The organism is Pseudoxanthomonas sp. CCNWLW251 (assembly GCF_037402255.1).
GTDB lineage: Bacteria > Pseudomonadota > Gammaproteobacteria > Xanthomonadales > Xanthomonadaceae > Pseudoxanthomonas_A.
Genome location: NZ_JBBEGA010000001.1, coordinates 90548 through 106888, shown reverse-complemented (window position 1 = coordinate 106888; position 16341 = coordinate 90548). Strand labels below are relative to the sequence as shown.

Below are 16341 nucleotides of genomic sequence, written 5' to 3'. Positions count from 1 at the left end.
CTCAGGCGCGGGCGCCCAGCGACTGCACCATCATCGGTCGCAGCACGTCGTCGCTGTCCGCATGCGGGGGAGAGACGTCGTGCAGCGAGAAGCCGCGCGCGAGCGCGTCATCTTCGTCCAGACCGTCCCAGGCGACGAACTCGGCATCGAACAGCGCGGCGCGCGCGGTGTCTTCGCTGTCGTAGGGCAGGGTATGCCCGTCGCTGTCCAGTACCTCGGCCGTGCCTGCCTCCAGTACGCGCAGGCGTGCCCAGATCAGCGTGCGGCCCAGTGAAGCCAGGTACCAGTGTTCGCTCATGTGATCGCTCATCCCAGGGCCTCCGCCCACAGCCACAACAGCCCGGCCATGCCCAGCCCGACGAAGATCACGCACAGCGAGATCCTCGCCGGGGTGGCCAGGCCGGACAACGAGCTGTCGGTGATCTGGCGATAGCCACCACCCAGCAACCAGCGCAGCGCGACCGGCTTCAGGAAGGCGCCTTCGCCCCATTGCGCACCCAGCGCCGCATGGCGGTCGCGGACGTGCACCAGTGTCAGCGGCCAGAAGATCACGAACGCACAGAATCCGGCGATGGCGATGCCGACGAAGCAGAGGGCGAAGAACAGCAGCATCGATCAGAACTCCGCGTTGCCGGGTGCGCGCGGGTAGGGGATGGCGTCGCGGATGTTGCTCAGTCCGCAGACGTATACCACCAGGCGCTCGAAGCCCAGGCCGAAGCCGGCATGCGGCACGGTGCCATAACGGCGGAAGTCGCGGTACCAGCCGTAGTGCGCCGGATCCAGGCCGAACTGCGCCATGCGCGCGTCCAGGATGTCCAGGCGCTCCTCGCGCTGGCTGCCGCCGATGATCTCGCCGATGCCCGGGGCCAGCACGTCCATCGCGGCGACCGTCTTGCCGTCGTCGTTCAGGCGCATGTAGAAGGCCTTGATGTGCTCGGGGTAATTGGTCACCACCACCGGGCGACCGACATGCTGCTCGGTCAGCCAGCGCTCGTGCTCGGTCTGCAGGTCCAGGCCCCATTCCACCGGGAACTCGAACTTGTGGCCCGACTTCTGCAGCAGGCCGATGGCATCGGTGTAGTCGATGCGCTCGAACGGCGCATTGACGAAGGCTTCCAGGCGGGTGATCGCATCGGGCTGCACGCGTTCGGCGATGAAGGCCAGGTCGTCGCCGCGCTCATCCAGCACGGCGCGGAACATGTACTTCAGGAAGTCCTCGGCCAGCTGCGCGTTCGCGGCCAGGTCGTTGAACGCGACCTCCGGCTCGATCATCCAGAACTCGGCCAGGTGGCGGGTGGTGTTGCTGTTCTCGGCCCGGAACGTCGGGCCGAAGGTGTAGACCTTGCTCAGGGCCAGCGCATAGGCCTCGGCATTGAGCTGGCCGGACACGGTCAGGAAGGTTTCCTTGCCGAAGAAGTCGCGCGAGAAATCCACCGCGCCGTCCTTGCCACGGGGCAGGTTCGCCAGGTCCAGCGTGGACACGCGGAACATCTGCCCGGCGCCCTCGGCATCGGACGTGGTCACGATGGGCGTGCTGATCCAGTAGAAGCCGTTCTGGTGGAAGAAGCGGTGCGCGGCCTGGGCCAGGCAGTTGCGGATGCGCGCGACCGCGCCGAACAGGTTGGTGCGCGGACGCAGGTGGGCGAACTCGCGCAGGTATTCCAGCGAGTGCTGCTTGGGCTGCATCGGGTAGGTGAGGGGATCCTCCACCCAGCCGACGACCTCGATGGAAGACGCCTGGATCTCGAAGCTCTGGCCCTGGCCCTGCGAAGCGACGAGGATGCCCGTGGCGATGACCGCGCAACCCGTGGTCAGGTGCTTCACTTCGGATTCGTAGTTGGACAGGGTGTCCGGGGCTACCACCTGGATCGGCGCGAAGCACGAGCCGTCGCTGACGTTGACGAACGACAGACCGGCCTTGGAGTCGCGCCGCGTGCGCACCCAGCCGCGCACCGTGACCTCGCCGCCGGCCGGGAGCTTGCCCGCCAGCGCATGTTCGACGCTCACCACCGTCATGGCTTGAATCCTTCCGTAAACAGACACATTAATGGAACGCGGAGTTTACAAGAGCCGCGCGGCCCACGCTGCGCGGCCACCGCTATAATTCCTTCCCAGTTGTCCCGCAGGAGCACCGCATGGCCATCACCCTCACGCCGGTTGCGCTGGAACGCGTGCAGCGTTTCGTCGAACAGACCCCGGGGGCACTGGGCCTGCGTTTCGGGGTGACCCGCACCGGCTGTTCCGGCTGGGGCCATGTGGCCGACCTAGCCCGCGATCAGCGCGAGGGCGACACGGTGTTCGACTTCCAGGGCGTGCGGATCTACGTGGATGCCGACAGCCTGGCGCTGGTGGATGGCACCGAGATCGATTTCGCGAAGCAGGGCCTGGGCGAGACCTTCCTGTTCAACAATCCCAACGCGGCGGCCGAATGCGGCTGCGGCGAGAGCTTCACCACCACGGCCGACGCGGCCTGAGTGTACTGGTGGGGGCCGGGGTTGCTGCCCCTCTGGGGTGTTGATGGCCCCGGCTTGCCCCTAAGTCACTGACCTGACATAATTTCCGGCTCCCGATGGCCTGCTGGCCGCGGGTCCTTGCCCCACCGCACCCCGCCGGCGCCATCGCGGAGTGGTCGGGGGGCTGTCCCGCCCGGCGCGCGCTCCGCATGCCGGGCCCACATCCGAAAGGTAAATAACGATGCGTCACTATGAAGTCGTGTTCCTGGTCCACCCGGACCAGAGCGAGCAGGTGCCGGCCATGATCGAGCGCTACAAGTCGCTGATCGAGACCGGCAACGGCAAGATCCACCGTCTGGAAGACTGGGGCCGCCGCCAGCTGGCGTACCCGATCCAGAACCTGGTGAAGGCCCACTACGTGCTGCTCAACATCGAAGCCGACCAGGCCGTCCTGAACGAACTGGTCGAGAGCTTCCGCTTCAACGATGCGGTGCTGCGCAACCTGGTCATCAAGCGCGATGGTCCGGATACCGAGCAGTCCCTGATCATGAAGAACAAGGACGAGAAGGGCGACAAGCCCGAGCGTGGCGAGCGCCGCCGCCGTGACGATGACGAAGGCGAGGCCAGCACCGAGGCTTCGACCGATTCCGACACCGCCGAAGCCGCCTGAGCACGCCATCTAGGAGCGCCACACCATGTCCAAGTTCTTCCGCCGCCGCAAGTTCTGCAAGTTCACCGCCGAAGGCGTGAAAGAGATCGACTACAAGGATCTCAACACCCTGCGCCAGTACCTGACCGAGAACGGCAAGATCGTGCCGAGCCGCGTCACCGGTACCAAGTCCCGCTACCAGCGTCAGCTGTCCACCGCGGTCAAGCGCGCCCGTTTCCTGGCGCTGATCCCGTACACGGACAACCACGACGTGTAATCCAGAACCTCCCCTCGCGGGGAGGTTCTTCTTCCTACTGTCATTCGGACAGCCAATCGCTGCAGGCCAGGCCTGCTAACGAATACGGAGCAATACGATGGAACTGATTCTTCTGCAGAAAGTGACCAACCTGGGTGTCCTGGGTGACAAGGTCAGCGTGAAGCCGGGCTACGGCCGCAACTACCTGGTGCCGCAGGGCAAGGCCGTGCCGGCCACTGCCGCCAACGTCGCCGAGTTCGAAGCCAAGCGCGCCGACTACGAAGCCAAGGCCAAGGCCGTGCACGACGACGCCGAAGCCCGCGCCGCCAAGCTGGAAGGTGCCAGCGTCACGATCACCGCCAATGCCGCGACCGAGGGCAAGCTGTTCGGTTCGGTCGGTCCGCGCGACATCGCCGACGCGTTCACCGCCGCTGGCCTGCCGCTCGAGAAGAGCGAAGTCATCATGGGCGAAGGCGCGCTGCGCAACATCGGCGAGTACGAAATCGCCGTGAAGCTGCACGCCGACGTGCAGACGACGGTCAAGGTCGTGGTGCAGGCGGAAGCCTGATCCAGCCAGCGCATCATCCGTGATGCCGACAGACGGGCGCCGCAAGGCGCCCGTTCTGTTTCTGCCGTCGGCGCATGCCGACAGGTGGCCCGCGCCGTCGCAGCGGGTGAGACGACAAAAGATCAGTCTGAAGATACTTATCCACAGGTTGTTCCGTCGCGTGCCCACAGGCCGGGCTCCTACGATGTCCGGTCCGGCCCCATTCCGACCTGGTTGTACTGTCCATGCCCGCACGTACCGGCTTCCGCACCGACCCGCACGACTCGCGCATCGAACAGCTGCGCGTTCCGCCGAATTCCATCGAGGCGGAACAGGCGGTGCTGGGCGGCCTGATGCTGGCGCCGGAAGCGTACGACCGCATCAACGACAAGCTCACGCCGAATGATTTCTACCGTCGCGACCATCAGCTGATCTATCGCGCCATCGGCGAACTCGCGGAACGGAACCGTCCGTTCGATGCGGTCACGCTGGGAGAGTGGTTCGAGTCGCAGGGGCACATGGAACTGGTCGCTGGCGGTGCCTACCTGGTGGAACTGGCCAGTACTACGCCGTCGGCGGCGAACATCACGGCCTATGCCGAGATCGTGCGCGACAAGGCGGTGATGCGCCAGCTCATCGAGGTCGGCACCGAGATCGTCAACGACGCCTTCCAGCCGGAGGGCAAGGAAAGCGACGAGATGCTGGCGGTCGCCGAACAGAAAGTGTTCGCGATCGCGGAGCAGGGCGCACGCGGACGTACCGACTTCGTGGCGATGAACGATGCGTTGAAGGATGCGTTCGAAGTCCTGCGCGTACGTTCGGAAAGCGGCGGCACCGTCACCGGCCTGCCGACCGGCTACACCGAGTTCGACATGATGACCGCGGGCCTGCAGCCCACCGACCTGGTGATCCTGGCGGCGCGTCCGGCGATGGGCAAGACCACGTTCGCGCTGAACATCGCCGAGTATGCGGCCATCAAGTCGAAGAAGGCCGTCGCGGTGTTCTCGATGGAAATGTCGGCTGGGCAGCTGGCGATGCGACTGATCTCGTCGGTCGGCCGCATCAACGCCACGCGACTTCGCACCGGTTCGCTGGAAGACGAGGACTGGAGCCGCGTCACCAGCGCCATCCGCATCCTCAAGGACCAGGCCAAGGTCTTCATCGACGATACGCCCGGGCTCTCGCCGGACGTGCTGCGCTCGAAGGCGCGCCGCCTGAAACGCGAACACGACCTGGGCCTGATCGTCATCGACTACCTGCAGCTGATGTCCGTGCCGGGCAACAGCGAAAACCGCGCCACCGAGATTTCCGAGATCTCGCGGTCCCTGAAAGGACTGGCGAAGGAACTCAACGTGCCGGTGCTCGCGCTGTCGCAGCTCAACCGTTCGCTGGAAACGCGTACCGACAAGCGTCCGGTGATGGCGGACCTGCGCGAATCGGGCGCCATCGAGCAGGATGCCGACATGATCGTCTTCATCTACCGCGACGATTACTACAACAAGGAAACCTCGCCGGACAAAGGCCTGGCCGAGATCATCATCGGCAAGCAGCGTTCGGGTCCGACCGGCTCGTGCAAGCTGCGCTTCTTCGGCGAATACACCCGCTTCGACAACCTGAGCCACGACAGCATCGGCGCGTTCGAATGACCCCATGGGTGTTCGCGGCGATGCTTGTCGCGTAGTACGCTGCACGGGGCAGGACCGGTCCTCGGGGGAACCGATACCAGGCATTGAAGGGCGCTGGGGGGCGCCCGGACGCGGTGCCCGGTGCGGCGGTGGTCCGGAACACGAATGGCCAGATGGCCCGTCGCCGTGGCGATGGCAGTGGCGGAACAGAGCCGCCAGCGAGTAGACGTGCAGGGGAATCCAGTGGCCAGTGCGTCGGGCGCGGGCACAAGCAGGCGGTTGCGTGGCTGGCGGGCCGCATGGGCCGGTCTGGTGCTGCTTGCGTGCATGCAGGTGGCGTCGGCCCTCGAGATCCACCGCCAGCTGTCGCAGTTCCACCACACGGCCTGGAACGTCAAGGACGGTGCACCGGGTCAGATCACCGCATTGGCGCAGACCGCGGACGGCTATCTCTGGCTGGCCACCCAGATCGGCCTGTACCGCTTCGATGGCGTGCAGTTCGAGCGTTATGCGCCTCCGGCCGGCGAGTCGCTGCCCGCGACCAGTGTTTCGGCCCTGTATGCGCCTCCCGAGGGGGGGCTCTGGGTGGGTTTCCGCTACGGTGCCGTCAGCCACATCCACGCGGGCGGACTGGATCACTACGGTGAAGCACAAGGTCTGCCCAGCGGAACCGTCTTCGGTTTTGCCCGCGATGCCGATGGCCGGCTGTGGGCCGCCACCTTCACCGGGCTGGTCTATCTGGAACGGGGACGATGGCACGCGCTGGGGCCGGAATGGAAATTCCCCGGCCGGCAGGCGCGCACCGTGTTCAACGATGCGTCCGGCACGCTGTGGGTGGCGACCGAGCAAGGCGCCGCTTTTCTGCCGCGTGGAGCACGGGCCTTCCAGCGCGTGCAGGCACCGGTAGGCAGGATCAGCCAGTTTTCGCAGGCGCCGGACGGCGGCATCTGGATTGCCGAGGCCGACCGCGCCGTACGCGTACTGCCCCTGCCGGGAGTTCCGATGTCGACCGCGGCGCTGCCGCTGCCATCGGCCGGCCTGCTGTTCGACCGCGACGGTGCGCTGTGGGCCACCACCCTGGGCGACGGCGTCTACCGGCTGGCGGGCGAAGGGCAACCGCACTTCGAGAGCTATCGCCAGCGCGACGGCCTCAGTTCGGACTATGCGTTGCCGCTGCTGGAAGACCGCGAGGGCACGATCTGGGTAGGCAGTAGTCGCGGACTGGATCGTTTCCGCCATGCCAACGTGGTGCTGGCCCGTCTGCCCGACGGCGCGCACGACTTCGCCATCGTCGCCGATGACGGCGCAGCCGTGCTGGCGGGAAGCCGCAACCGGCCCCTGATGCGGCTGCGGGACGGTGCGCTCGAGACGTTGTCGCTGCCTCCGCCGCTGACCGCAGCCTACAAGGACGACCAAGGCGTGGTCTGGCTCGGTGGTCCCAAAGGACTGTGGACATTGCGTGACGGCAGGTTGGCGCCCGCAGCGCCCCTGCCGGTCAGCGCGTATTCGGGCGTGCAGGCGATCGCGCGGACGACCGACGGTACGCTGTGGGTGTCGTTGAACACGCCAGGCATCCATCGCCTGCGCGACGGCCACTGGACCCATCTGCAGGAACTGGCGGGTACGCGCGATGGCTCGTCGCCGCTGAGCCTGCTGGCCGACCGGGAAGGTCAGCTGTGGATGGGCTTCGCGCACAACCGCATCGCGCGGATGCGGGAAGGCAGGCTGCAGGTATTCGGCCCCTCGAAGGGTCTGGACGTCGGCAACGTCAGTGCGCTGCATCAGGGGCGTTCCGGCATCTGGATCGGCGGCGAGCGGGGTCTTGCGCGTCTGCGCGGCGACCGCATCCAGAGCCTGCGCGCGCGCGCGGACAGCCCGTTCCGTGGCATTTCCGGCATCGTGGAGACGGCGGACGGTGATCTCTGGCTCAACGGTGCGCGAGGCATCGTGCGGGTGCCGGCCAGCGCCATCGAGGCGGTGCTCAAGGATTCGCCGCACGCTGCGTACGATCTCTTCGACTTCCTCGACGGACTTCCCGGCGTCCCCGCGCAGTTCCGACCCATCCCGACCGCGCTGCAGGCCGGGAATGGAAAGCTCTGGTTCGCCACCACCAGTGGCGTGGTGTCGATCGATCCGAAGGCCATCCAGCGCAATCCGTTGCCACCGCCAGTGGCGATCCGCGCGCTGTCCGTCGACGGCCGGGACCATCGCCTGGAGGGCGGCCCGCTGTCGCTGCCTGCCGGCGCGCGCAACCTGCAGATCGGCTACACCGCGTTGAGCCTGGCCATCCCCGAGCGGGTCCGGTTCCGTTACCGGCTCGAAGGCTACGAGCAGGAATGGCAGGAGGCCGGCACGCGTCGCGTGGCGTACTACAACGATCCGGGGCCGGGGCACTACGTGTTCCGCGTGCTGGCGGCCAACAACGATGGGGTGTGGAACGAGACGGGCGCCAGCATCGCGTTCTCGATCGCGCCGCGTTACTACCAGACCCCATGGTTCGCCCTGCTGTGCATCGCCCTGATCGCCGGACTGCTGTGGGTCGCCTACCTGATGCGTCTTCGCCGCGTATCCCGGCAGATCCATGACCGCCTGCAGGAGCGCCACCGCGAACGCGAGCGCATCGCCCGCGAGTTGCACGACACCCTGCTGCAGAGCGTGCAGGGGCTGATCCTGCGCTTCCATGCGGTGGCAGGATCGCTGGGGGCGAGCGCACCCGGGCGGGATGCCCTGGAGTCCGTGCTGGAGCGCGCCGACGACGTACTGGTGGAGGCGCGCGACCGTGTGCTCGACCTGCGCGCGACCCACCATGCGGGCGGACTGTCCGACGTGTTTGTCCGGATGGCGGCCGACCTGGCCAGCGATGCGGATGTTTCCTGCCGGGTGACGATGGAGGGACTGGCCGTGCCCCTGGATCCGATCGTGCAGGACGAACTGGTGCAGATCGGGCGCGAAGCGCTGGTCAACGCATTCCGCCACGCGCATGCGGGGCACATCGAGGTCGTGATCGAACAGGCGACGGATGGCGTGCGCGTCCGCTTCATCGATGACGGTCGCGGCATCGAACCCGATGTACTGGCACGCGGAGGCAGGCACGGGCACTGGGGGCTGGCGGGCATGCGCGAACGCGCAGAGCGGCTGGGCGCGACGCTGGACGTCGCATCGCGACCGGGCGAGGGCACCTGCATCGACGTCCGTGTGCCGGCGGCGCTCGCCTACCGCGCGCGGTCACGCCGGTGGCAACGCTGGTTGCTGGGGCGCCATGACGGGAAGTACGGGCGCTGAAGCAGCGGGCATCCGCATTCGCACCGCTACAATCACCCCATGCCTGGACCCGACCACATCGAGGGAATGGACTTCGCGGCCTCGTTCCGTCCCGAAGCGAACGACCGTCCCACCCGCATCCGCGTGGACTTGGACGCGTTGAGCCACAACGTCCATGCGCTGCAGGTGCACGCGGGCGTGCCGGTGATGGGCATCGTCAAGGCCAATGCCTATGGGCACGGGCTGGTGCCCGTCGCACTGCACCTGCAGGCCGAGGGCATCGGGCAACTGGGCGTGGCGCTGGTGGAGGAGGGCATCGCGCTGCGGCGCGCGGGCGTGACGGTGCCGATCCTGGTGCTGGGCGGCATCCATGCACCGCAGGTCAGCCAGTTCCTGGCGTGCGATCTTGAGGTGACCGTCTCCTCCATTGCCAAGCTGCGCCAGGTGGAACTGGCGGCCGAATCGCTGGGACGTCGCGCGGTGATCCATCTGAAGGTGGACACCGGCATGGAGCGCATCGGCGTGCACAGTGAGAATGCCGGACCCTTCATCGAGGCCGCAGTCGCCTCACGCTGGTGCACCGTGAAGGGCGTCTATTCCCATCTGGCGTGTTCGGACGATCCCGCCTCGCCGATGACGCAGGGACAGCTCGCGCGCTTCCTCGACGCCTGCCGGCATTTCGAGCGCATCGGTGCGCCGATGCCGATCCGCCACCTGGCCAACTCAGGCGGCGTGCTGCATTTCCCTGAAACCTGCCTGGACATGGTGCGCCCGGGCATCGCGCTGTACGGCGTGATGCCCGATCCCGCCTCGCGCCCGACCGTGGCGTTGAAGCCAGCGTTGTCGCTGGTTTCGAAAGTGGTCTATTTCAAGGTGGTCGGCGCCGGGCGCACGGTCAGTTATGGCGCCACCTGGACGGCGCCGACCGATACCCGCATCGTCACCGTGCCGATCGGCTACGGCGACGGTTACCCGCGTTCGCTGTCATCGCGTGGCGAAGTGCTGGTGCGGGGTGCGCGCCATCCCATCGTCGGGCGCGTATGCATGGACCAGTTCATGGTGGACATCGGTCCCGGCGGCAGCGCCTACAACGAGGACGAAGTGGTGCTGATCGGCCGCCAGGGCGGCGATGGCATTACCTGCGAAGCCGTGGCGCTTGCAGCGGGCACCATCCCGTACGAGATCCTGACCGGGCTCAATGCCCGCATCCCGCGCGAATACATCGGCGGTGCATCCGGCATGGCGCCTGCGACGTAAGCAGGCGGACCCGTCTTCGAGAGTTTCCTGCATGCCCAACGCCCTCGTCTGGTTCCGCCACGACCTGCGCCTGGACGACAATCCGGCGCTGCAGGCCGCGCTGGATGAGGGCTTCACGCCACTGCCGGTGTACGTGCACGCGCCGGCAGAGGAAGGCGAATGGGTGCCCGGTGCCGCATCGCAGGCCTGGCTGGGCAGATCGCTGGCATCACTCGATGCCTCCCTGCGGCAGCGCGGTTCGCGCCTGCTGATCCGGCATGGACCCAGCCGACGCACGTTGCAGGATCTGATCGATGCATCCGGTGCCACCGCGGTTTTTTGGAACCGCAAGTACGAACCCGCCACGCAGCCACGCGATGCCGCGATCAAGCAGGCATTGCGTGACAACGGGCTGCGCGCGGAGAGCTTCAACGGCAGCCTGCTGATCGAGCCGTGGGACATCGCCACCCAGCAAGGCCAGCCCTACAAGGTGTTCACGCCGTTCTGGCGCGCCGCGCAGACCCGGTTGCGCCTGCCCGCGCCGTGGACGGCGCCACCGCGGTTGCCGGCGGTGGATGACGCCATCACCGGCGTGCCGCCGGAGGCATTGGAACTCCGTCCGCGCCCTTCGTGGGATATCGGGTTCTGGGAAGCATGGACCCCGGGCGAAGCGGGGGCTCGCGAAGCGCTCGAGGTCTTCATCGAGGGGGCGCTCAACGGCTACCGCACCGATCGCGATCGCCCCGACCGAACCGGCACATCGCGACTGTCGCCGCACCTGCACTTCGGCGAGATCGCGCCGTGGCGGATCATGGCGGAGCTGGAGCGCGTTCGTTCGGCGGCCAACGGCGCCGACATGGAGGGCTACATCCGCGAGCTCGGCTGGCGTGAGTTCGCGTACCACCTCCTGCATCACTTCCCGCATACGACCACGCAGGACCTCAACCCGCGGTTCGCGCATTTCGACTGGGCGAAGGTGGACCCCGCCGCGCTCGAGGCCTGGCAGTGTGGCCGGACCGGCGTCCCGATCATCGATGCGGGCCTGCGCGAGCTGTGGACGACCGGTTACATGCACAACCGTGTGCGCATGATCGTGGCCAGTTACCTGACCAAGCACCTGCGCTACCACTGGCTGCACGGCGCGCACTGGTTCTGGGACACGCTGGTCGATGCGGACCTGGCCAACAACACGCTGGGCTGGCAATGGACCGCCGGCACCGGGGCCGACGCCGCGCCGTACTTCCGCGTCTTCAATCCCGTCACCCAGGCGGAGAAGTTCGATCCCAGGGGCGAGTACATCGCGCGCTGGGTACCGGAACTGGCGCCGTTGCCGGTGCCGCTGCGCTTCGCGCCCTGGCAGAAACCGGACCTGCTGGCGCACGTGGCGCCGGACTATCCACGCGGACCCATCGTGGACCTCGCCGAGGGCCGCGACGGTGCGCTGGCGGCGTACCGCGACAGTGGTGGCTGAGATGCGTTGACGCCTTTCGGCGCCGCGTGCTTCACTCGGCGCGGGAGAGGAGGGCAAGCATGGCCACGAAGAAGGCGCCGGCAAAGCCGCGTCGCGAGCCGATGTCGCGGGTGGATACCGCCTGGTTGCGGATGTGTCGTCCGACCAATCCGATGATGATCACCGGCGTGCTGATGTTCGACGAGCCGATGTCGCTCGACCGGCTCAAGCAGGTGGTGAAGAAGCGCTTCCTCGCTTATCCGCGCTTCCTGCAGAAGGCCGTGGACACGCCGGCCGGTGCCTCGTGGGTGACCGATCCCGACTTCGACCTCGACTGGCATGTGCGCCTGTCCGCACTGCCGGGACGGCGCGATCCGGCGTCCGAGAAGAAGGCGCTGGAGCGCTTCACCAGCCAGATGGCCTCCACCCCGCTGGACAAGACCAAGCCGCTCTGGCAGTTCCACCTGATCGAGCGCTATGGCACGGGTTCGGCGCTGGTCGCACGCATCCACCACAGCTATGCCGACGGGATAGCGCTGGTGCAGGTGCTGCTGTCGTTGACCGATACCAGCCGCAAGCCGGACGCCGGCAAGGACCTGCGCTCGGCATGGCTGAAGAAGGACGGCGTGGAGGTCGTGCGCCGGGTCGGCGCGATCGACCGCTACATGCAGTTGGGCGGCAAGGTGCTGGGCAAGGGCATGGAGATGTACCGCGATCCCTCGCTGGCCACGGTGCTGGCGAAGGAGGGGGGCGAGATCGGGCGCGAACTGCTGCATGCGCTGTCGCTGTCGGACGACCCGCCCACGCTGCTGCGCGGCAAGCTGGGCGTCAGCAAGCGGGTGGCCTGGGCCGAGCCGCTGGACCTGGAGGAAGTGAAAGCCGTCGGGCGCGCCTGCGACTGCACTGTCAACGATGTACTGATGGCGGCCGCAGCTGGCGCGCTGCGCAGCTACATGCTGGAGCGGGGCGAGCAGGTCGATGGCATCACCCTGCGCGCGACCGTGCCCGTGAACCTGCGGCCGCTGGAGCACGCGCGCAAGCTGGGCAACCATTTCGGCCTGGTGTTCCTCGACCTGCCGGTCGGCGAAGACAACCCGGTCCGCCGGCTGGAGCGCGTGGCGGCATGCATGCGCGATCTCAAGAACTCACGTCAGGCCATCGTCGCGTTCGGGCTCCTGGCTGCGCTTGGCATGGCACCGTCGGCGGTCCAGGGTGTCGCGCTGGAGCTGTTCTCCCGCAAGGCCACGGCCGTGGCCACCAACGTACCCGGTCCGCAGCAGCCGCTGTACATGGGCGGATCGCGACTGCGCGAGATGATGTTCTGGGTGCCGCAGACAGGTTCCATCGGCATCGGTGTCTCCATCCTCAGCTACAACGGCCGCGTGCACTTCGGATTGATCGCCGACGCCAAGCTGATCCCGGACCCGGACGCGGTGATCCGGCGTTTCGGCCCGGAGTTCGACAAGCTGCTGTACCTGTCGCTGATGGGCGACTGGGAACGGACGCTGGATGCGCCGGCGGCGAGCGCATTGCTGTCCTGATCCCCGCCGCCACCTGAATGAACAGGGGAGAAATCGCGCGTTCTACACAGCGCGATGGTTAGGCTTGCGACCGTTCCGGGTATTCACCCGACGCCACAAGGAGGATCCATGAATACGATGCTGAAGACCGGCGCCCTGGCAGCGCTCACCGTCACCCTGCTGGGCGGTTGCGCCAGCTACACCGGCCAGACCAACGATCCCAACGACCCCAACCGCACCCGCACGGGCGCCCTGATCGGTGCCGGTATCGGTGCCGTGGCCGGCCTGCTGAGCGGCAGCGATGCCACCGAACGCCGCCAGCGCGCGCTGGTGGGTGCCGGTGTCGGCGGTTTGGCAGGTGGCTCCATCGGCGCCTACCAGGATCGCCAGGAAGCCGAGCTGCGCCGACAGACGGCGGGCACGGGCATCGACGTCAGCCGTGACGGCGACGTCATCAAGCTCAACCTGCCCGATGGCGTCACCTTCGACTTCGGCAAGGCCGATCTGAAGTCGCAGTTCTATCCCGCGCTCAACAACGTGGCGTCCACGCTGCGCGAGTACAACCAGACCATCGTGGAAGTCAGCGGCCACACCGACAGCATCGGTTCCGACGCGGTCAACCAGCGCCTGTCCGAGCAGCGTGCGGCCGCGGTCGGCAACTACCTGATCGGCCAGGGCCTGCAGCGTGAGCGCTTCGAGATCGTCGGCATGGGCAAGCGGTATCCGGTCGCCAGCAACGATACGGATGCGGGTCGTGCGATGAATCGCCGCGTCGAAGTCCGCGTGCTGCCCGTGCGCTCGTAAGCCATCGTCGCAGCGTGTGGAAAACGGGCCGCGCAAGCGGCCCGTTTTCTTTGTCTGTTCCGCCGGGTGCTGTCAACCCGTTTCCAGCGCCGCCATCCGTTGCCACAATCGGCATCCCACCCGGTCCATCGGGTTTTCCAGTACGGACGCAATGCAAGACCGCAATCTCCACATCGCCCAGCACATCGCCGCCACCATTGCCGCCGAGATCGGTGCACAGACCGCGCAGGCCAAGGCCGCCATCGCGCTGCTGGACGAAGGCGCCACGGTGCCCTTCATCGCCCGCTACCGCAAGGAAGTCACCGGCGGACTGGACGACATCCAGTTGCGCAACCTCGAAGTGCGCCTGACCTACCTGCGCGAACTCGAAGACCGCCGCGCCGCCGTGCTGGCCAGCATCGACGAGCAGGGCAAGCTGACCGACGCGCTGCGCGCCGACATCGAAGCCGCCGACAGCAAGGCCCGCCTGGAAGACCTGTACCTGCCTTACAAGCCCAAGCGCCGCACGCGCGCGCAGATCGCCCGCGAGGCCGGACTCGAACCGCTGGCCGACGGCCTGCTCGCCGATCCGACCCAGGTTCCCGAAACCGCCGCCGCGGCGTATGTCGATGCAGACAAAGGCGTCGCCGACGCCAAGACCGCACTCGACGGCGCGCGCGCCATCCTGATGGAGCGCTGGGGCGAGGACGCCGCGCTGGTCGGTGAACTGCGCGCGTGGATGACCGAGGTCGGCGTGATCCGCGCGAAGGTGGCACAGGGCAAGGAGAACGAAGGCGCCAAATACCGCGACTACTTCGACCACGCCGAATCGCTGGCGAAGATTCCCTCGCACCGCCTGCTGGCGCTGTTCCGCGCGCGCCGCGAAGAGATCCTGCTGCTCGACCTCGACCCGGGCATGGAGGCCGAGGCCGGCCACCTGCAGGCCGAAGGCCGCGTGGCGGTGCATGCGGGTGTGTCCTCGCAGGGACGCGCAGCCGACAAGTGGCTGCTGGACGCCTGCCGCCTGACCTGGCGCGCCAAGCTGCACATGCACCTGCTGCTGGACCTGTTCAACCAGGCACGCGAAAAGGCCGAGGCCGAGGCGATCGCCGTGTTCGGCGACAACCTGAAGGACCTGCTGCTGGCAGCGCCGGCGGGGCCGAAGGCCGTGCTTGGCCTGGACCCGGGTCTGCGCACGGGCGTGAAAGTCGCCGTGGTGGATCGCACCGGCAAGCTGGTCGACCACGCCACCATCTATCCGCATGAACCCAAGCGCCAGTGGGACGCGTCGCTGCATGTGCTGCGTGCGCTGTGCGCGAAACACCAGGTGGAGCTGATCGCCATCGGCAATGGCACCGCCAGTCGCGAAACCGACAAGCTGGCCGGTGACCTGATCAAACAGGCGGCGGACCTGAAGCTGGAGAAGATCGTCGTCAGCGAAGCGGGCGCGTCGGTCTATTCCGCCTCGGAGTTCGCGTCGAAGGAATTCCCCGACCTGGATGTCAGCATCCGCGGCGCGGTCTCCATCGCGCGCCGACTGCAGGATCCGCTGGCCGAGCTGGTGAAGATCGAACCGAAGGCGATCGGCGTGGGCCAGTACCAGCACGACGTGGACCAGTTCCGCCTGGCCCGTGCGCTGGATGCGCGCGTGGAGGACTGCGTCAACGCCGTCGGCGTCGACGTCAACACCGCCTCGGCCGCGCTGCTGACGCGCGTGTCCGGCCTGTCGTCGACGGTGGCCGAGAACATCGTGCGCTTCCGCGACGAACACGGTGCCTTCCGCACGCGCAAGGCGCTGCTGGGCGTGCCGCGCCTCGGTGAGAAAACGTTCGAGCAGTGCGCGGGCTTCCTGCGCATCGCCGATGGCGACGAACCGCTGGATGCCTCGTCCGTGCATCCGGAAGCCTATCCGGTGGTGGAGCGCATCCTGGCCGGCAGCGGCAGGCAGGTGAAGCAGATCGTCGGCGACATCGTGTTCCTGCGCGCGGTGAAGCCCGAGCAGTACACCGACGGGAAGTTCGGCGTGCCGACCATCCGCGACATCCTGAAGGAGCTTGAGAAGCCCGGCCGCGACCCGCGTCCCGAGTTCAAGGCCGCGCGCTTCGCCGACGGCGTCGAAGACATCAAGGACCTGCGCGAGGGTATGATCCTGGAAGGCGTGGTCAGCAACGTCGCCGCCTTCGGCGCGTTCGTCGATATCGGCGTGCACCAGGACGGCCTGATCCACATCTCCGCGCTGGCCGACCGCTACGTGAAAGACCCGCGCGAAGTGGTGAAGGCCGGCGACATCGTCAAGGTGAAGGTGCTGGAGGTCGACGTGGCCCGTAAGCGCATCGCGCTGACGCGCCGCCTCGACGATGCACCTGCGCCGCAAGCACCGCGCGAGACGCGGGTGAACGATGCGCGTCCGTCGCGCGGACAGGAGCGTGGTCCTTCCCGCGACAACCGGCGTGGCCCGGCCCCGGCCAAGCCTGGCGCAGCGCCAGCCGACAATGCGCTGGCCGCTGCGTTCGCCCGGGCGAAGGGGCAGGGCTGATCGGAGTCAGCCCTCGCTCCCACCC

13 protein-coding genes and 1 pseudogene are annotated in these 16341 nt (G+C 67.4%); 11 read left to right on the top strand and 3 right to left on the bottom strand.

The genetic code is table 11. The features are described from left to right. Position 1 precedes the first annotated feature (1 nt). From WBN46_RS00450 to asnS, 3 genes are read right to left on the bottom strand one after another with little or no spacing between them, the layout of a single operon-like run. Positions 2 to 310: a hypothetical protein gene (locus tag WBN46_RS00450; RefSeq protein ID WP_192201100.1), complete on the bottom strand. Its 309-nt coding sequence runs from the start codon at positions 308 to 310 to the stop codon at positions 2 to 4. Next, positions 307 to 612: a hypothetical protein gene (locus tag WBN46_RS00445; RefSeq protein WP_337729844.1), complete on the bottom strand. Its 306-nt coding sequence runs from the start codon at positions 610 to 612 to the stop codon at positions 307 to 309. The genes WBN46_RS00450 and WBN46_RS00445 overlap by 4 nt, the downstream gene beginning before the upstream one ends. 3 nt (positions 613 to 615) lie before the next feature. Next, positions 616 to 2016 carry an asparagine--tRNA ligase gene (gene asnS, locus WBN46_RS00440; protein WP_337729843.1) on the bottom strand — a complete coding sequence of 467 codons (1401 nt, stop codon included), beginning with the start codon at positions 2014 to 2016 and terminating at the stop codon, positions 616 to 618. A 119-nt stretch (positions 2017 to 2135) separates the two neighbouring features. Here asnS and WBN46_RS00435 point away from each other — a divergent pair, with 119 nt between their 5' ends. From WBN46_RS00435 to WBN46_RS00385, 11 genes and pseudogenes are all read left to right on the top strand, one after another. Beyond that, positions 2136 to 2474, top strand: coding sequence for an iron-sulfur cluster assembly accessory protein (locus WBN46_RS00435; RefSeq protein WP_337729842.1), 339 nt, complete (start codon positions 2136 to 2138; stop codon positions 2472 to 2474). Positions 2475 to 2694: 220 nt separating this feature from the next. Next, on the top strand, positions 2695 to 3123 hold the full coding sequence (gene rpsF, locus WBN46_RS00430) for a 30S ribosomal protein S6 (RefSeq protein ID WP_142125379.1): 429 nt from the start codon (positions 2695 to 2697) through the stop codon (positions 3121 to 3123). Between the two features lie 25 nt (positions 3124 to 3148). Then, positions 3149 to 3379 (top strand): 30S ribosomal protein S18, encoded by a 231-nt coding sequence (gene rpsR / locus WBN46_RS00425; RefSeq protein ID WP_055942998.1) that lies wholly within the window; start codon positions 3149 to 3151, stop codon positions 3377 to 3379. A gap of 97 nt (positions 3380 to 3476) precedes the next feature. Continuing rightward, complete coding sequence (rplI, locus tag WBN46_RS00420) at positions 3477 to 3926, top strand: 50S ribosomal protein L9 (protein WP_337729841.1); 450 nt, start codon at positions 3477 to 3479, stop codon at positions 3924 to 3926. Positions 3927 to 4150: 224 nt separating this feature from the next. After that, positions 4151 to 5551 carry a replicative DNA helicase gene (locus WBN46_RS00415; protein ID WP_298122208.1) on the top strand — a complete coding sequence of 467 codons (1401 nt, stop codon included), beginning with the start codon at positions 4151 to 4153 and terminating at the stop codon, positions 5549 to 5551. 144 nt (positions 5552 to 5695) lie between these two features. Beyond that, positions 5696 to 8812: a two-component regulator propeller domain-containing protein gene (locus WBN46_RS00410; RefSeq protein WP_337729840.1), complete on the top strand. Its 3117-nt coding sequence runs from the start codon at positions 5696 to 5698 to the stop codon at positions 8810 to 8812. 39 nt (positions 8813 to 8851) lie between these two features. After that, positions 8852 to 10048 carry an alanine racemase gene (alr, locus tag WBN46_RS00405; protein WP_337729839.1) on the top strand — a complete coding sequence of 399 codons (1197 nt, stop codon included), beginning with the start codon at positions 8852 to 8854 and terminating at the stop codon, positions 10046 to 10048. A gap of 31 nt (positions 10049 to 10079) precedes the next feature. After that, the gene (locus WBN46_RS00400; protein ID WP_337729838.1) at positions 10080 to 11498 is read left to right on the top strand and encodes a deoxyribodipyrimidine photo-lyase; all 1419 of its coding nucleotides are present in this window, start codon (positions 10080 to 10082) and stop codon (positions 11496 to 11498) included. A gap of 59 nt (positions 11499 to 11557) precedes the next feature. Further along, positions 11558 to 13018, top strand: a complete 1461-nt coding sequence (locus WBN46_RS00395; RefSeq protein ID WP_192201109.1) for a wax ester/triacylglycerol synthase family O-acyltransferase — start codon at positions 11558 to 11560, stop codon at positions 13016 to 13018. Positions 13019 to 13228: 210 nt separating this feature from the next. After that, positions 13229 to 13801 (top strand): annotated as a pseudogene (locus WBN46_RS00390) (OmpA family protein); the annotation flags it as partial. Between the two features lie 151 nt (positions 13802 to 13952). After that, positions 13953 to 16316 carry a Tex family protein gene (locus WBN46_RS00385; protein WP_337729837.1) on the top strand — a complete coding sequence of 788 codons (2364 nt, stop codon included), beginning with the start codon at positions 13953 to 13955 and terminating at the stop codon, positions 16314 to 16316. Positions 16317 to 16341 lie beyond the last annotated feature (25 nt).